Below are 15,359 nucleotides of genomic sequence, written 5' to 3' on the forward strand. Positions count from 1 at the left end.
CTGCCGGGCCTTCTGACTGGAATCATCATGAAGCCTCACGTTGCCAACTGGTCGACGAAGATTCGTTGCGCCCGCATTGTGGCGCGCGACGGGACCACGGTTCGGATCACTGAAAGCCCTGTCGACCTGATCATGACCAATGGGCAGGTCTATCGGTCCGATACCGGCTATGAGTTCACCGGGTATGACGACCAGGCAAGCATGGCGCCCGGCAGTTTCGATCTGACCGGGATTCTCGACCACGGCATCAGTCGCGACCAGATCGGCAGCGGGGTTTTCGACAGCGCGCGCATCTGGGCCTTCTCGACCACATGGAATGCGCCTGTGGAGGACGAGGAGCCGGGGGCGGTCGCCTTCCTCGGCAAGACCTCGATCGGTGATACGACGTACTCCACCGAGGTGATGTCGCTTGGCGACGTGCTCAGCCAGCAGAACAACCGCTCCTACACCCCGCAGTGCCCCTATGTGCTCTTCGATCAGCACCTGGGCCAGGAGCTCATCGCGTCTACGCGGAGCAAGTGCATTGGCCCGCGCTCGTCGCCAGATGGCCCGAACATCGAGGCATTCAAGGTCTATGGCTCGATCACTTCGGTGACCAGCCAGTACCAGTTCCAGGACACCAGCCGTACCGAGGAGGACGACTGGTTCACTGCTGGCGAAGTGCTTTTCCTGACCGGAGCCAACGCTGGCCTAAGGGCCCTCCGGATCAAGCTGAGCACTGCCGGCGGCCAGTTCTACCTCCACGGCGGCATGTTCTACATGCCTCAGGTAGGCGACACCTACGTGATGATTCCCGGCTGCCGTAAGCGCAGGCAGGAGGATTGCCGAGTCAAGTTCAACAACGTGAAGAACATCGGCTCGCAGCCAGATGTGCCGACGGCATCCGAATACACCCAGGTGGGGCGTGGCTCATGAAGCGATCCGAAATCGTCGCCTTGGCCATGGCACAGCAGCGCACGCCGTTCCGTCACCAGGGGCGCGTTCCAGGCCTGGTGCTCGACTGCGTGGGGCTCTATATCCACATCTGCAGCGAGCTCGGCATCGAGCACATCGACACGGAAGGCTATGCGCGCCAGCCCTATGACGGAACGCTCGAGCGCGAGCTCGACCGTCAGCCGGGGCTGGAAAAGATCAGCCTTAACGAGGCTCAGGCGGGGGACGTGCTTGCGATGCGCATCAGTCGGGCGCCGCAGCACATTGCCATCCATGCCGGCTTCATCGATGGCCATCCCTACATCATCCATTCCAGTGAGGAGGCCGGGTACGTCTGCCACCATCGGCTCGACTCTACCTGGCGCCATCGCCTCCTCATGGCTTATCGCTTCAAGGGTGTCGATGTATGAGTCTCAGCGCGCAGATTTTTGGTACCGACAGCAGCATTTTCAAGTTCAACAACATTATGTTGGGCGGCGGCCCGAAGATCATCGACAGCCTCTACCGGAAGATTTTCCCAGAGCCTGATACCCCGTCGCCGACCATCCCCACCGTCCAGGAAAGTGCCTACGGCAACCCGATCCCGCGCTTCTACGGCATGATCGGCACGGCCGGCAACATCATCTGGCTGAAGGGCGGAAAGCTCGACTACACCGTCAAAAAGAAGAAGAGCGGCGGCAAGGGCGGCGGCTCCAGCGCGGCCACTGTCACCTATTCGTATTTCGCGACTTTCGCCCTGTGCCTGGGCGAGGGGCCAATCGCCGGCATCCGGCGCATGTGGTGCGGCGATAAGCTGATCTACAACGCCGGCAGCGATGACTTGGAAACGATCATTGCCAGCAATAAGGCGGCGAAGAACTGGAAGCTATATCTCGGCACCGACGATCAGATGCCTGATCCGGACATCGAGGCTGACAAGGGCGTTGGCAATACTCCGGCCTATCGCGGCTTGGCTTACATCAAGTTCAAGCGTTTCGCGCTCAAGGATTACGGCAACTCGCTTGCTGGCGCGCAGTTCAAGGTTGAGGTCATGTCGACTTCCGATATGGCTGTCACCAGCATCCTCTCTGATCGCATCCCGAACTACCCGAGCGCGAACAACCCGGACTGGAACGGCCAGATTTCCTACTTCAGCGGGGAGTCCTCGCTGGCCTATATCGGGCGCTGGGATAACGAATACCAGACGAGCCTGGTCGACGTTTACCGCGTAATTGCAGGGCGGTCCTTCTATCAGACCACTATCACTGCATCCAGCAACCAGCCATTCGCTATCGGCCAGTCCGATGAAGACTCTTTCGTGAACGGCGTCAGCGGGACGTATCACTACTGGAGCAGCACCTACCAGAACTTCACCAGCATCTCGACCTATGACTATGGGGCGACGGATGCTCGATTCGTGAAGAATGGTGACTTTATTGTCTTCGGTGGCAGCAACTCCACCGATGGCAGGCTCCGCAAGTATCGCCTTGTGCCCTATGTGCTGACCGGCGAACTCGAGGCGACGTCTGACCCAATCGAGCGGATCGGCGGCCTCGCGTACGACTCCGGGAAGATTTACGCGGTTTCTGCCGTGTCGCGGAAAATCTATGTCTTCAATGAAGACTTGGTGCTGCTTGAGCAGTTCGACTACTCGGCGTCGATTGGTGGCTTTGGATCGAATACGAGGATCGCTGTAGAAAATGGCGTGATCTATCTCCTCACCGCCAACCTGTATGTAGTCACTCCTACGTCCTATCAGCTGATCTGGACGATCCCGGTAGGGTATGCGACCAGCCAGGCGAACATCATTTCCTCTGGTGGCGTGATCATCATCTGGAACGCTGTTCAGGCGGGCTCGCGCCCCTATAGGCAGTTCTACTTGGCTGCGCCGGCCAGCCCCGGCGTTGTCACGCTGGCTGATGTGGTGTTCGACCAGTGCATCCGGTCAGAGCTGATCACCGCCGCTGATATCGATGTCTCCCTCCTTACCCAGCCTATCCAGGGTTACAAGCTGCTTGGCGGCTCGATGCGAGACGCCATCGAACCGCTCAGGACGGCCTACCCGTTCGATCTGCGGATGCACGGCTACAAGCTGCAGGGTCTTCCGCGGGGCCAGACCTCCCTGGTCACCGTCCCGGCGGGTGATCTGGCGGCAACGGATGGTGATGAGATCTCCGACGCGCTTCCTTACGACTGGGAGATGGAAACGCAGCTGCCGGCGCGGGTGACCGCCAAGGGGCTGAGCGCCGTTCGTGAGTATGCCGATGCTAGTCAGAGCTTCGACAGGATCAGCACTGCCGCAGTAAACACAAAAACGATAAGCCTCGGCCTTGTGCTGAGCGATGACGAGCTCGCCCAGATTGCTGAGATGAACTGCGAGCGGACATGGGAGGAGGAGCAACAACCGTTCGCCTTCTCTCTGCCTCCGATCTATCAGGCGCATGAGCCAGGCGACGTCATTACGCTGGCACCCAAGTTTGGCGTCTTCCCGATCCGGCTGACCGAGGTATCCACTCAGCCGAACGGAATCCTGGAATGCAAGGGCGTGAAGAACAACGCTGCCCTGTATTCCAGCAATGCCGTCGGTGCGCCAAGCCCTGGGCCTGGCGGAAAAATTCCGCTCGATGGCCCATCTGTCGCTCTGCTTCTCGACATTCCTGTGGTGGACGAGACGATTCAGAACACCCCGGGTTTCGTAGCCACGATGAGCGGTTACACCGAGGGCTGGAGCGGGGGTGTGCTGGTCCAGTCTCCGGATGGTGGGCAGACCTGGTCCGACCTACAGGGGTTCGATGGTCGCGGCACGTTCGGCAGAGCGGCAGGGACTCTGCCGGCGAGCAACTGCACGGTCATCGACCAGCGCAGCGTCATCGTCAGCTTAATCTCTGGTGAGCTGGAAAGCGTCACGCGCGACCAGATGCTGGCCGGCGTGAACTATGCGGCGTATGGGGCGGATGGGCGTTGGGAGATTGTCCGCTTCCAGAATGCTGCGCTGCAGGCAGACGGCACCTACCTGGTGTCCAACTTCGTTCGCGGGCAGCGCGGCACCGAGTGGGCGACAGGTCTTCACCAGAGCGGTGACTGGTTCATCTTGCTGGATGACCCGGACAACATCTTCATCGGCATGCCGGTGGAGTCTATCGGCTCCGCGCGTACCTACCGTGCGGTCACGACCGGCGAGTCCATCGATACCGCGACCGATCAGGCCTTCACCTACCGTGGAGTGAATCTGGAGTGCCTGTCGCCGGTTTACGCCCGCGGCAGCCGCGACAGCTCCAGCAACTTCTCCGGCACCTTCACGCGCCGCAGCCGGCTGAGCAGCACCTGGTGGACGAACGGGATCGCGGCCCCGGTGGGGGAGACCAGCGAGGCCTACGAGATCGACGTCATGTCCGGGTCGACGGTGAAACGCACGATCCATGCCACCTCGCCGGCCTGGTCTTATTTGGCCGATGACCAGACGCTCGACTTCGGCTCGCCGCAGTCCTCTATCACCTTCCGCATCTTTCAAATCTCGGCCGTAGTCGGCCGCGGATATCCGCTTGAGGTAACTCTCTGATGGCATCCACGAAGCTCGGTCTCGAGTGGCTGGCGAATGGCGCGGCGAACCAGACTCTGGCAAACCTTACCTTCGCCACGCTGAACCAGGTGGTGCAGCTCTGCATCCTGGATAAGGACCGCACCACCGCGCCCTCATCGCCCAACGATGAGGACGCCTATATCGTCGCTTCGGGCAACTGGGGGACGGCATCCAGCAAGGCCGGCCAGATTGCCTGGTGGTCGTCGACTGCCGGGGCATGGCAGTTCATCGTGCCGAAGGCAGGGTGGACAGCCTCGGTGCTCGATGAAGTGGACGGGGTTGGCGCCTCTCGCCAGTATGTGTGCGTTGTCACCGGCGGCGTCCCGGGGTGGATTCAACGCGAAGGGGCGGGAGGAGCCACAGGTTCTGCCGTGGTCACGGACGCGACCACAGCGCGCACGCTCGGCCTGGCGGACAATGGGGCCTACATCCGCTTCACGAACGCTGGAGCTACCGCGGTCACGGTCCCTCCGCAGTCCTCTGTGGCATGGGGGGCGGTGACAGAGATCCATGTGCGACGAGTGACCGGCGCTGCCCTTACGCTGACGCCAGGGTCTGGCGTTACGCTCAATGCTCCATCGGGCGGCACCCTGGTGCTCTCCAGCGCCATGACCGTGACACTCAAACGCGTAGCCAGCGATGTTTGGGACATCATCGGCCAGACGGTGCCGCTATGATTCCCGGCATCGTAGCGGGGCAGATGGGCGGCAGCGCGCCCGCAGGAGATCCGTACTGGGATAACCGTGTCGCCCTTTTGCACTTCGATGGGACGAACGGATCGACCACGTTTACCGACTCGAAAGGGATCGTGACCTGGTCCGCCGGCGGGACAGCGGCACTCACCACCACCGACCCGAAGTTCGGGACGGCTCAGTTCAATTCTGGATCAGCAGGGTATGCCCTTGCGGCCTATAACGCTGCCTTCAATATCTCGAACCAGGCGTGCACCTTCGAAGGCTTCCTCACCGTCGTCTCGCTGCCGGCGAGCTTCGCGACGCTGTTGTCCTGGAACGCCAATACGGGCACTTATGCCCAGATGCGACTCGATTTGCGATCAGATGGGAAGCTCGCCCTTCTGGTGAGTAGCGCAAGTGCTGGCACATGGTTGCGCACCGATGATGCAGCAATCGCCGGCGGAACCCTGGTCGCGGGGACAAGGTACTTCATCAGGATCGGTCGAGACGCGAGCAACAACGCCTTCATTGAGATCGACACCGTCGCAGTCGTCAGTTACGCGGCAGCCATCACGGTCGCGAACTATTCCGGCAACACGCTTCTCGGCGGCTACCAGAGCGGCGGTGTTCTCGGCTTGCCGGTCGTTCGTTGGGATGAGGTCAGATTCAGCGTAGGTCGCAGCGAGCGAGGGAGGCCGATACCGACGGCAGCCTTCCCGAACAGCCTGTGATCATCGACCAACCAGAGCCCGCCTAGCGCGGGCTTTTTCTTGCTTGGAGACCCTATGGACCTTCGAGAAGTACGCCGCTCGATCATCGAGCCGGCGCTGTTGCTGCTGCCTGCCAAGATGGAAAGCCCACAGGCGGTGGTCATGCTGCTGGCCATCGGGCTGCAGGAGTCGCGCTTCGAGCACCGCCGCCAGATGGGCAATGGCCCAGCGAAGTCGTTCTGGCAGGCAGAGCAGGGCGGCGGCATGGTCACCGGCCTGCTGCGCTACCGCGTCGAGAGCGTTCGCGATCTGGCGACAGGCCTGTGCGCAGTGCGCGGAGTAGCGCCGGCAGCACCGGACGTGTGGAACGCCATCGAGCGCGACGACGTGCTGGCCGCTGGCCTGGCGCGCCTGCTGCTCTATACCGATCCGGCCCGCCTGCCCGAGCTTGGCAAGGAATCGGCGGCCTGGGATCTCTACCTCCGGACCTGGCGACCTGGCGCCTACGACCGCGGCACTCCCGCCCAGCGCGCCGAACTGCGGAAGAAGTGGGCCACGAACTACGCGGCGGCGCTGGCGGTGGCCCAGTGACCGCCGGCTGGAAGTTCCTCGCCGTGGGGCTGACGGTTCTGCTGCTGCTCGCCGCCGGCGCCGGCCTGGGTGCATGGTTGGCCGCCGGGCACTACCGGCCGCAGTTGGCAACGGCCCAGAAGCAGATCGCCGACAGCTCGGCCGCCGTGGCCAGTTGCGTGACGACGCGGGATAGCCTGGTAGCCGGCGTCGATGCGCAGAAACAGGCGCTGGTGCGCCTGCAGGCTGCTGCTGCGCAGTCCGCCGAGCGCGCGCTTGTCGCCCAGCAGGCTGCGGAGGGCCGCGATATTGCCGCCCAGCAGAGCGCCCAAGTCATCCTGGCCGAGCGAATCCCGGTCGGCGCCGAGGCCTGCGGCGCGGCGCGTCGGGCATTCGACCAGGAACTGGCACAGGAGCGCGCGCGATGAAAGCGATGTTGATCGGGCTTTCCCTAGCGCTGGCCGGCTGCCAATCCCAGCAGCCAGCGCCCGCGCCGGAGCCGCGTGTGGTTGAAGTCCAGGTGCCGGTGCCGGTTCCCTGCAAGACCACGCCTGTGGCGCGGCCGGCGTTCGCAGTCGACTCGCTGCCGCTGGGCGCCGCGATCGATGAGCAGATGCGCGCCTTGCGCGCGGAGAGGAAGCAGCGGCAGGGCTACGAGGCACGGCTGGAGGCGGCAGTGCAGGCCTGCCAGTAGGTGGAATTACGCGACACAGTGATATTGCGCCGCGCATAGGTGGTGGGCTACTGTTCCGGTCATTGCAAGAGAGACGGCTACAGTGATCCACCTCCGCAGCATCATCACCTCCCTGATCAAGGCTTTCGCCCGTTGGCGCTGGCGCGCCTGACATTTCTTTTCCCGGTCTTCGCCGGGCCCTCTCCGCCGTCCTGCACCGCCAAGCCCAGCCGAAAAAATAGCGGGTACTTAAACGGGTATCAGTAAAGACGGACCACAGCGAAAGCTTTAAGAATCAATAGGTTAGAGCAAAAATGCTGCTGATGATCGATAACTACGATTCCTTCACCTACAACCTGGTGCAGTACTTCGCCGAGTTGAAGGCCGACATCCACGTCATTCGCAATGACGAACTGAGCGTCGACGAGATCGCTGCGCTCAACCCCGAACGCATCGTCCTGTCTCCCGGCCCGTGCACGCCGAACGAGGCGGGCGTTTCCCTGGAAGTCATCGAGCGCTTCGCCGGCAAGCTGCCGTTGCTGGGCGTGTGCCTGGGCCATCAATCCATCGGCCAGGCCTTCGGCGGCGACGTGGTGCGGGCGCGCCAGGTCATGCATGGCAAGGTAAGCCCGGTGTTCCACAAGGACCTGGGCGTATTCGCCGGCCTGAACAACCCGCTGACCCAGACTCGTTACCACTCCCTGGTCGTGAAGCGCGAGACGCTGCCCGATTGCCTGGAAATGACCGCCTGGACGGCGCTGGAAGACGGCTCGGTCGACGAGATCATGGGCCTGCGCCACAAGACGCTGAACGTCGAGGGCGTGCAGTTCCACCCCGAGTCGATCCTTTCCGAGCAGGGCCACGAGATGCTGGCCAACTTCCTCAAGCAGACCGGCGGGGTGCGCGCATGAACATCAAGGAAGCCCTCAACCGCGTGGTCAACCAGCTGGACCTGACCACCGAGGAAATGCAGGACGTCATGCGCGAGATCATGACCGGGCAGTGCACCGACGCGCAGATCGGCGCCTTCCTCATGGGCATGCGCATGAAGAGCGAGACCATCGACGAGATCGTCGGTGCCGTGGCTGTGATGCGTGAGCTGGCCGACCAGGTCGAGCTGGACAGCCTGAAGCACGTGGTCGATGTCGTCGGCACCGGTGGCGACGGCGCGAACATCTTCAACGTGTCCTCGGCGGCGGCCTTCGTGGTCGCCGCAGCGGGCGGCAAGGTCGCCAAGCACGGTAACCGTGCAGTCTCCGGCAAGAGCGGCAGCGCCGACCTGCTGGAAGCCGCCGGCATCTACCTGGACCTCAAGCCGGTCCAGGTGAAGCGCTGCATCGAGACCGTCGGTGTCGGCTTCATGTTCGCCCAGGTCCACCACAAGGCCATGAAGCACGCCGCCGCGCCGCGCCGCGAGCTGGGCCTGCGTACCCTGTTCAACATGCTCGGTCCGCTGACCAACCCGGCTGGCGTAAAGCACCAGGTGGTCGGCGTGTTCAGCCAGGCGCTGTGCCGTCCGCTGGCCGAGGTGCTCAAGCGCCTGGGCAGCGAGCACATCCTGGTGGTGCATTCGCGCGATGGCCTGGACGAGTTCAGCCTCGCCGCGCCGACCCATGTCGCCGAGCTGAAAGACGGCGTGGTCACCGAATACGAAGTGCAGCCGGAGGACTTCGGCATCAAGAGCCAGAGCCTGATCGGCCTGACCGTGGACAGCCCGCAGCAGTCGCTGGAACTGATCCGTGACGCCCTCGGCCGGCGCAAGACCGAGGCCGGGCAGAAGGCCGCCGAACTGATTGTGCTCAACGCTGGCGCCGCGCTCTATGCGGCCGACCTCGCCACCAGCCTGCACGAAGGCATGCAATTGGCCCACGACGCCCTGCACACGGGGCTGGCGCGGGAGAAGATGGAAGAGCTGGCGGCCTTCACCGCCGTTTACCGAGAGGAGAACGCACAGTGAGTGTGCCGACGGTTCTGCAGAAGATCCTGGCCCGCAAGGCCGAAGAAGTCGCCGAACGCCGAGCCCGTGTCAGCTTCGCAGAAGTTGAGCAGCTGGCGCGTGCGGCGGATGCCCCGCGTGGTTTCGCCGATGCTCTGCTGGAGCGCGCCAAGCGCCGCGAGCCGGCAGTGATCGCCGAGGTGAAGAAGGCTTCCCCGAGCAAGGGCATCCTGCGCGAGAACTTCGATCCCGCCGACATCGCTCGCAGCTACGAAGAGGGCGGTGCCGCCTGCCTCTCGGTGCTGACCGACATCGACTTCTTCCTCGGCAGTGATGCCTACCTGAAGGAAGCCCGCGCGGCCTGCAAGCTGCCGGTGATCCGCAAGGATTTCATGATCGACCCCTACCAGGTGGTGGAAGCCCGTGCCATCGGCGCCGACTGCATCCTGCTGATTGTCTCGGCACTGGATGACGTGCGCATGGCCGAGCTGGCCTCGGTGGCCAAGGATGTTGGCCTCGACGTGCTGGTGGAAGTGCATGACGCCCCTGAGCTGGAGCGTGCACTGAAGACCCTGGACACCCCACTGGTCGGCATCAACAACCGCAACCTGCACACCTTCGAGGTGAGCCTGGAGACCACCCTGGACCTGCTGCCGGAAATCCCGCGCGAGCGCATGGTGATCACCGAGAGCGGCATCCTCAACCGCGCTGATGTCGAGCTGATGGAAGTCAGCGACGTGTTCGGCTTCCTGGTCGGTGAAGCCTTCATGCGTGCCGACGAGCCGGGCACCGAACTCAAGCGCCTGTTCTTCCCCGAGCGCAGCAAGGTCAAGCTGGGCGCCGATCCGGACTGACGGCCCTTATGCAGGAGCGAGCTTGCTCGCGAACTACCCAGATGCCGTAGTGACCGGAAAGGGTTCGCGAGCAAGCTCGCTCCTACAGGATCAGAAAACAAAAAAGCCGGCGATTGCCGGCTTTTTTGCTTTCTGGTGTTCCTTCAGCGGGTGCCGAAAACCACCATGGTCTTGCCTTTCACGTGCACCAGGCCCTGTTCTTCCAGGCTCTTGAGCACGCGGCCGACCATCTCGCGGGAGCAGCCGACGATACGGCCGATTTCCTGGCGGGTGATCTTGATCTGCATGCCGTCCGGGTGGGTCATGGCATCCGGCTGCTGGCACAGGTCCAACAGGGTGCGCGCGACGCGACCGGTGACGTCGAGGAAGGCCAGGTCGCCGACTTTGCGCGTGGTCTTGCGCAGGCGATCCGCCATCTGGCTGCCCAGGGTGAAGAGAATCTCCGGGTCCTGCTGGCTCAGTTCGCGGAACTTCGCGTAGCTGATCTCGGCGACTTCGCATTCGGTCTTGGCGCGGATCCAGGCACTACGCTCCTGGCCGGTGCTGCCTTCCTTCTCGAAGAGCCCCATTTCCCCGAAGAAGTCGCCAGTGTTGAGATACCCGATGATCATCTCGCGGCCGTCGTCATCCTCGATCAGGACGGTGACCGACCCCTTGATGATGAAGAACAGGCTCTCGCAGCGGTCACCGGCGTAGATGATGGTGCTCTTGGCGGTGAAGCGGCGGCGATGACAGTGCGCGAGCAGCTTGTCGAGGTTCTTGATTTTGGGTGTGAGGGTAATAGCTACCATGCCCGAGTCCCGGAAAGTAGAAAAAGTGGCCTTTGCACAACAGGCGCTAATGATTTTTTATGTTCAGCTGTAGTGCCGTGCGTCCCTGGCTCGATCCCCCTCGATCCGCAGGGCGGCAGATTGCCTTGCTGAGCATTCTTGCGCGTACGTAAATCCGCAAGAGCTTAACAGACGACGTGTTACCAACAATCGGAAAGCTGGAACATTCGTGCGGGCAATTTCTGAGAGTGTGCCAGTAAACCGGCGCCAGCTTAAGTGATAAATGCATACTCGCCGTGTGGAAATGAGACCTGGGTAACAGCCATCGCTCCCACTGGGCGTGCTAGGGGCCTGTGATAAGCTGTTGCCCCTTTTTTCCGGCGGAGTTCCTTGCAATGAAAGCGCGAATCCAGTGGGCGGGCGAGGCGATGTTCCTCGGCGAATCCGGCAGCGGCCACGTCGTGGTGATGGATGGCCCGCCAGATGCCGGTGGCCGCAACCTCGGTGTGCGTCCGATGGAGATGCTCCTGCTCGGCCTGGGCGGCTGCACCAACTTCGATGTGGTCAGCATCCTGAAGAAGGGCCGCCAGCCGGTGGAAAGCTGCGAGGCCTTCCTCGAAGCCGAGCGCGCCGATGAAGATCCGAAGGTGTTCACCAAGATCCACGTGCATTTCGTGGTCAAGGGCCGTGGGCTGAAGGAAGCGCAGGTCAAGCGCGCCGTTGAACTGTCGGCCGAGAAATACTGCTCCGCCTCGATCATGCTCGGGCGCGCCGGCGTCGAGATTACCCACGACTACGAGATCGTGGAACTGGGCTGACAAGCCGCGTCATCCTTTCATCATCAGGGGCGCGCAAACTCTGGCAGAGGTCGCTTGACCTCTGCATAATGCGCCACCTTTTTTCAGGGCCATCCGGCTCGAAACCAAGCAACCACAATCGCCATCGCGAAGAGGTGTAAACCGTCCTACGCAGGTGCCGCCGTACGCATCTGACGGGCATGCTCAACCACGCGGCAGAGCCGCATTTGATGAGAGTTCCCCCACGGTGAAAAGCAAACTCAAGCTCCACGGGTTCAACAACCTGACGAAGACCTTGAGCTTCAACATCTATGACATCTGCTATGCCGAGACGCCTGAAGACCAGCAGGCTTACGTTCAGTACATCGATGAAGAGTACGATGCCGAACGCCTCACGCAGATCCTCACCGATGTTGTCGACATCATTGGCGCAAACATCCTGAACATCGCCCGTCAGGATTACGATCCGCAAGGCGCCAGCGTGACCATCCTGATCTCCGAGCAGCCGGTCACCCCGACCGACAGCCAGATCGAGGAATCCCCCGGGCCGCTGCCGGAAACCATCCTGGCGCACCTCGACAAGAGCCATATCACCGTACACACCTACCCGGAGATTCATCCGGTGGAAGGCATTGCGACCTTCCGGGTGGACATCGATGTGTCGACCTGCGGTGTCATCTCGCCGCTCAAGGCGCTCAACTACCTCATCCACCAGTTCGACTCGGACATCGTTACCGTGGATTACCGCGTGCGCGGCTTCACTCGTGATGTGGAAGGCAAGAAGCACTTCATCGACCACGAGATCAACTCGATCCAGAACTATCTCTCCGACGACACGTACGAGGCCTATCAGATGACCGACGTGAACGTGTACCAGGAGAACCTGTTCCACACCAAGATGCTGCTCAAGGAGTTCGACCTGGACAATTACCTGTTCGGCGATGCGACCCGCAACCTGTCGCCCGAGCAGCGCAAGCAGGTGGAAGAGCGTGTGCGGCACGAGATGCTGGAAATATTCTACGCGCGCAACATGCCGCGCTGATCGAGCTACTGCGCTGGGAGATACGGCGTTGAAAAGCCGGGCTGAAATGCTCATTTGCTGCAGCAAACTCCGCTTTCATCCCGACTTTTCGCCTTGTCTCTTCTGCGCTCGTAACGCTCGATAGTAGAAACGAAAAAGGGGCGCCCACTGGGTGCCCCTTTTTTTGTCGGTCGGATCAGATCCGGTAGGTGGACTTGGTCATCACCTTGGACAGCAGCGTCATGCCGAACTTCACCGGCGCCGGGAAGCGCAGGCCGCCGGCCTCGATGGCGCTGGTGGCGTGGTGTTCCTCGTCCTCGCGCATCTGTTCGAGAATGGCGCGGGATTTCTGGTCCTCGACGGGGATTTCCGCCAGGTGCTCGTCCAGGTGCTTGCACACCTGATCCTCGGTGGCCGCGACGAAGCCCAGGCTGACGCGGTCGCTGATCAGCCCGGCGGCAGCGCCGACACCGAAGGACAGGCCGTAGAAGATCGGATTGAGCACGCTCGGACGGCTGCCCAGCTCGCGGATGCGCTGTTCACACCAGGCGAGGTGATCGACTTCTTCATCGGCCGCTTCTTCCATGGCCTTGCGCACCTTCGGCAGCTTGGCGGTCAGCGCCTGGCCCTGGTACAGCGCCTGGGCGCAGACCTCGCCGGTGTGGTTGATGCGCATCAGGCCGGCCACGTGTCGGGCATCGGTGTCGCTGAGCTCGGCGTCGGGCTGGACGATGGCGGGGGACGGGCGGCCCGGATGACCGCTGAAGGGCAGCAGGGTGCGCAGGGCGGCATCGGCCTGCAGCAGGAAGCGGTCGGCGGGGGAGTAGTGACGGTCGGCGGACATGGCGCACCTCCGAGTAGGAACATTCGCCCGGCAGTTTACCGGATGGCGGATGACAGGTCTTGCCGAGGTGCGCGCAGCTTCTTCTGCTCGATCAGCCGAAGATCAGCCCGGCGGCCAGTGCAGCTGGCGCTGACCCAGCACGTGCATGTGGATGTGGTGCACGGTCTGGCCGCCCAGGTCGTTGCAGTTCATCACCACGCGGAAGCCCTCGTCGCAGCCCTGTTCCTTCGCCAGCCGCTGGGCGGTGAAGAGGATGTGCCCGGCCAGCGGCTTGTCCGCCTCGGTCAGGTCGTTGAGGGTCGAGATGTGTTGCTTGGGGATCACCAGGAAATGCACGGGCGCCTGTGGGCCGATGTCGTGGAATGCGATGACCTGGTCATCTTCATAGAGCTTGCGCGCGGGAATCTCCCCGGCGACGATCTTGCAGAACAGACAGTCCACGAAATGCTCCTCCAGCGGTGTGGTCAGGAGCAGGAGTTTAGCGGTCGTCGACCGCCGCGCCCAGTTCCGGGCCGGCCAACGCAAGGAGCAAGCGTGCAGAACGATATCCATGATCTGGGCCTGGTGCTCGATTCCAGGGTCAAGCTGATCGTTATCGAGTCCTGGGATGAACCGCGGGTGCTGGAGACCCTGACCGGCCTGGCGGTACGCCGAGGGCTCAACCTGCAGCTGTGGTCGGCGACCGAAGGCTTGCAGCGTCTTGGTTTTGGTGGCGAACCCCAGGGAGAGGGCGACAGCCGCGAAGCAGAGAACGCCCTGCGTCTGATCAAGGCCGACCCGCAGCCGAACCTCTATGTGCTCTGCGATCTGCATCCGTATCTGGTGGATAACCCGCGCGCCGTGCGTCTGCTCAAGGAGATCGCCATGGCCGAGGGCAATTTCCGCCCCACGGTGGTGCTGGTTTCCCACGCCCTGAAGTTGCCCGCCGAAGTTCAGCGCTTCGCCGCGCGCTTTGCCCTGTCGCTGCCCTCCGAGGATGAGCTGGTGGGGTTGGTCCGTGAAGAAGCGAGCCGCTGGAGTGAACGCAACAAGGGAGCGCGGGTGCGCACGGACAACCGGACGCTGCGCCAGGTGGTGAAGAACCTGCGTGGGCTGACCCACGGCGAGGCCCGATTGCTGGCGCGTAGCGTCATCTGCAATGACGGGGCTATCACCCAGGAAGACCTGCCGGAGCTCAACCGCACCAAGTTCGAGCTGCTCAACCTCGATGGCGTGCTCAGCTTCGAGCACGATACCGCGCGCTTCGCCGAAGTCGGCGGTCTGGCCAGCCTCAAGCGCTGGCTGGGCGAGCGCCAGAGCGCCTTCACCGAGGGCAAGGACAAGGACCTGCCCAAGGGCGTGCTGCTGGTCGGAGTTCAAGGTGGTGGCAAGAGCCTGGCGGCCAAGGCGATCTCCGGCCTCTGGGGGCTGCCACTGCTGCGCCTGGACTTCGGCAGCCTCTACAACAAGTACTTCGGCGAAACCGAGCGCAACCTGCGTGAGGCGTTGCGCCTTGCGGGCAGCATGGCGCCCTGCGTGCTCTGGGCCGACGAGATCGAGAAGGGCGTGGCCACGGGGGATCAGGACAACGGCGTCAGCCAGCGGTTGCTGGCGACCCTGCTGACCTGGATGGCCGAGCGCAAGGCGTCGGTGTTCATGGTGGCGACCGCCAACGCCATCGATCGCCTGCCGCCGGAGCTGGTGCGCAAGGGGCGCTTCGACGAGCTGTTCTTCGTCGATCTGCCGGACCACGCCGTGCGGATGGACATCTTCCGCATCCACCTCGTGCGCCGTGAACTGGAGGTGGCGCAGTTCGAACTGGGGGAACTGGCCGAAGCCGCCGACGGATTCTCTGGCGCCGAGATCGAGCAGGCGGTGGTTGGCGCCTTCTACGCAGCGCAGGCGCGACAGAAGGCCGTGGATCAGACGCTGCTGCTGGAGGAAATCCGCCGCACCGCGCCGTTGTCGGTGGTCATGGCGGAAGAGCTGGCCGCGCTGCGCCAGTGGGCCGACGGCCGTACCGTGCGCGCAGACTGAGC

17 protein-coding genes are annotated in these 15,359 nt (G+C 62.8%); 14 read left to right on the plus strand and 3 right to left on the minus strand.

Annotated elements, in window-relative coordinates:
* Positions 1-27 precede the first annotated feature (27 nt).
* The 11 genes from ACKI1H_RS08060 to trpC all read left to right on the plus strand — a co-directional run bounded on the left by ACKI1H_RS08060 (position 28) and on the right by trpC (position 9,909).
* Positions 28-915, plus strand: coding sequence for a DUF2163 domain-containing protein (locus ACKI1H_RS08060; protein WP_440468114.1), 888 nt, complete (start codon positions 28-30; stop codon positions 913-915).
* Positions 912-1,343, plus strand: coding sequence for an NlpC/P60 family protein (locus tag ACKI1H_RS08065; RefSeq protein ID WP_440468115.1), 432 nt, complete (start codon positions 912-914; stop codon positions 1,341-1,343). The genes ACKI1H_RS08060 and ACKI1H_RS08065 overlap by 4 nt, the downstream gene beginning before the upstream one ends.
* Positions 1,340-4,471, plus strand: a complete 3,132-nt coding sequence (locus ACKI1H_RS08070) for a phage tail protein (protein WP_440468116.1) — start codon at positions 1,340-1,342, stop codon at positions 4,469-4,471. The genes ACKI1H_RS08065 and ACKI1H_RS08070 overlap by 4 nt, the downstream gene beginning before the upstream one ends.
* Positions 4,471-5,169 carry a DUF2793 domain-containing protein gene (locus ACKI1H_RS08075; protein ID WP_440468117.1) on the plus strand — a complete coding sequence of 233 codons (699 nt, stop codon included), beginning with the start codon at positions 4,471-4,473 and terminating at the stop codon, positions 5,167-5,169. Before ACKI1H_RS08070 ends, ACKI1H_RS08075 begins: the two co-directional genes overlap by 1 nt.
* Complete coding sequence (locus ACKI1H_RS08080; protein WP_440468118.1) at positions 5,166-5,897, plus strand: hypothetical protein; 732 nt, start codon at positions 5,166-5,168, stop codon at positions 5,895-5,897. The genes ACKI1H_RS08075 and ACKI1H_RS08080 overlap by 4 nt, the downstream gene beginning before the upstream one ends.
* Positions 5,898-5,951: 54 nt before the next feature.
* On the plus strand, positions 5,952-6,467 hold the full coding sequence (locus tag ACKI1H_RS08085; RefSeq protein WP_440468119.1) for a hypothetical protein: 516 nt from the start codon (positions 5,952-5,954) through the stop codon (positions 6,465-6,467).
* Entirely contained in the window at positions 6,425-6,874 is a 450-nt protein-coding gene (locus ACKI1H_RS08090) for a hypothetical protein (RefSeq protein WP_440468120.1), read from the plus strand. Before ACKI1H_RS08085 ends, ACKI1H_RS08090 begins: the two co-directional genes overlap by 43 nt.
* Positions 6,871-7,140: a hypothetical protein gene (locus ACKI1H_RS08095; protein ID WP_440468121.1), complete on the plus strand. Its 270-nt coding sequence runs from the start codon at positions 6,871-6,873 to the stop codon at positions 7,138-7,140. Before ACKI1H_RS08090 ends, ACKI1H_RS08095 begins: the two co-directional genes overlap by 4 nt.
* A 293-nt stretch (positions 7,141-7,433) precedes the next feature.
* Entirely contained in the window at positions 7,434-8,030 is a 597-nt protein-coding gene (locus ACKI1H_RS08100) for an aminodeoxychorismate/anthranilate synthase component II (RefSeq protein WP_440468122.1), read from the plus strand.
* On the plus strand, positions 8,027-9,076 hold the full coding sequence (gene trpD / locus ACKI1H_RS08105) for an anthranilate phosphoribosyltransferase (RefSeq protein WP_138525628.1): 1,050 nt from the start codon (positions 8,027-8,029) through the stop codon (positions 9,074-9,076). Before ACKI1H_RS08100 ends, trpD begins: the two co-directional genes overlap by 4 nt.
* Entirely contained in the window at positions 9,073-9,909 is an 837-nt protein-coding gene (gene trpC, locus ACKI1H_RS08110) for an indole-3-glycerol phosphate synthase TrpC (protein ID WP_138525629.1), read from the plus strand. Before trpD ends, trpC begins: the two co-directional genes overlap by 4 nt.
* Positions 9,910-10,052: 143 nt before the next feature.
* On the opposite strand, the gene crp is transcribed toward trpC, so the two are convergent.
* Positions 10,053-10,700, minus strand: coding sequence for a cAMP-activated global transcriptional regulator CRP (crp, locus tag ACKI1H_RS08115; protein ID WP_024763566.1), 648 nt, complete (start codon positions 10,698-10,700; stop codon positions 10,053-10,055).
* 374 nt (positions 10,701-11,074) lie between these two features.
* Between crp and ACKI1H_RS08120 the strand changes: the two genes are divergently transcribed.
* Both ACKI1H_RS08120 and speD read left to right on the plus strand, forming a co-directional pair.
* Complete coding sequence (locus ACKI1H_RS08120; protein WP_015475289.1) at positions 11,075-11,497, plus strand: OsmC family protein; 423 nt, start codon at positions 11,075-11,077, stop codon at positions 11,495-11,497.
* A gap of 226 nt (positions 11,498-11,723) precedes the next feature.
* The gene (speD, locus tag ACKI1H_RS08125) at positions 11,724-12,518 is read left to right on the plus strand and encodes an adenosylmethionine decarboxylase (protein ID WP_138525630.1); all 795 of its coding nucleotides are present in this window, start codon (positions 11,724-11,726) and stop codon (positions 12,516-12,518) included.
* A 175-nt stretch (positions 12,519-12,693) separates the two neighbouring features.
* On the opposite strand, the gene coq7 is transcribed toward speD, so the two are convergent.
* Together coq7 and ACKI1H_RS08135 are read right to left on the minus strand one after the other, a co-directional pair.
* Positions 12,694-13,341 (minus strand): 2-polyprenyl-3-methyl-6-methoxy-1,4-benzoquinone monooxygenase, encoded by a 648-nt coding sequence (gene coq7, locus ACKI1H_RS08130; RefSeq protein ID WP_440468123.1) that lies wholly within the window; start codon positions 13,339-13,341, stop codon positions 12,694-12,696.
* Between the two features lie 102 nt (positions 13,342-13,443).
* Positions 13,444-13,782 (minus strand): histidine triad nucleotide-binding protein, encoded by a 339-nt coding sequence (locus ACKI1H_RS08135; protein ID WP_440468124.1) that lies wholly within the window; start codon positions 13,780-13,782, stop codon positions 13,444-13,446.
* Between the two features lie 93 nt (positions 13,783-13,875).
* Between ACKI1H_RS08135 and ACKI1H_RS08140 the strand changes: the two genes are divergently transcribed.
* A complete protein-coding gene (locus tag ACKI1H_RS08140; RefSeq protein WP_440468125.1) occupies positions 13,876-15,357 on the plus strand; it encodes an AAA family ATPase in 1,482 nt (493 codons plus the stop codon).
* Positions 15,358-15,359: the final 2 nt, after the last annotated feature.

Source organism: Pseudomonas sp. YH-1, from assembly GCF_051990045.1.
GTDB classification, from domain to species: Bacteria; Pseudomonadota; Gammaproteobacteria; order Pseudomonadales; family Pseudomonadaceae; genus Pseudomonas; species Pseudomonas nicosulfuronedens.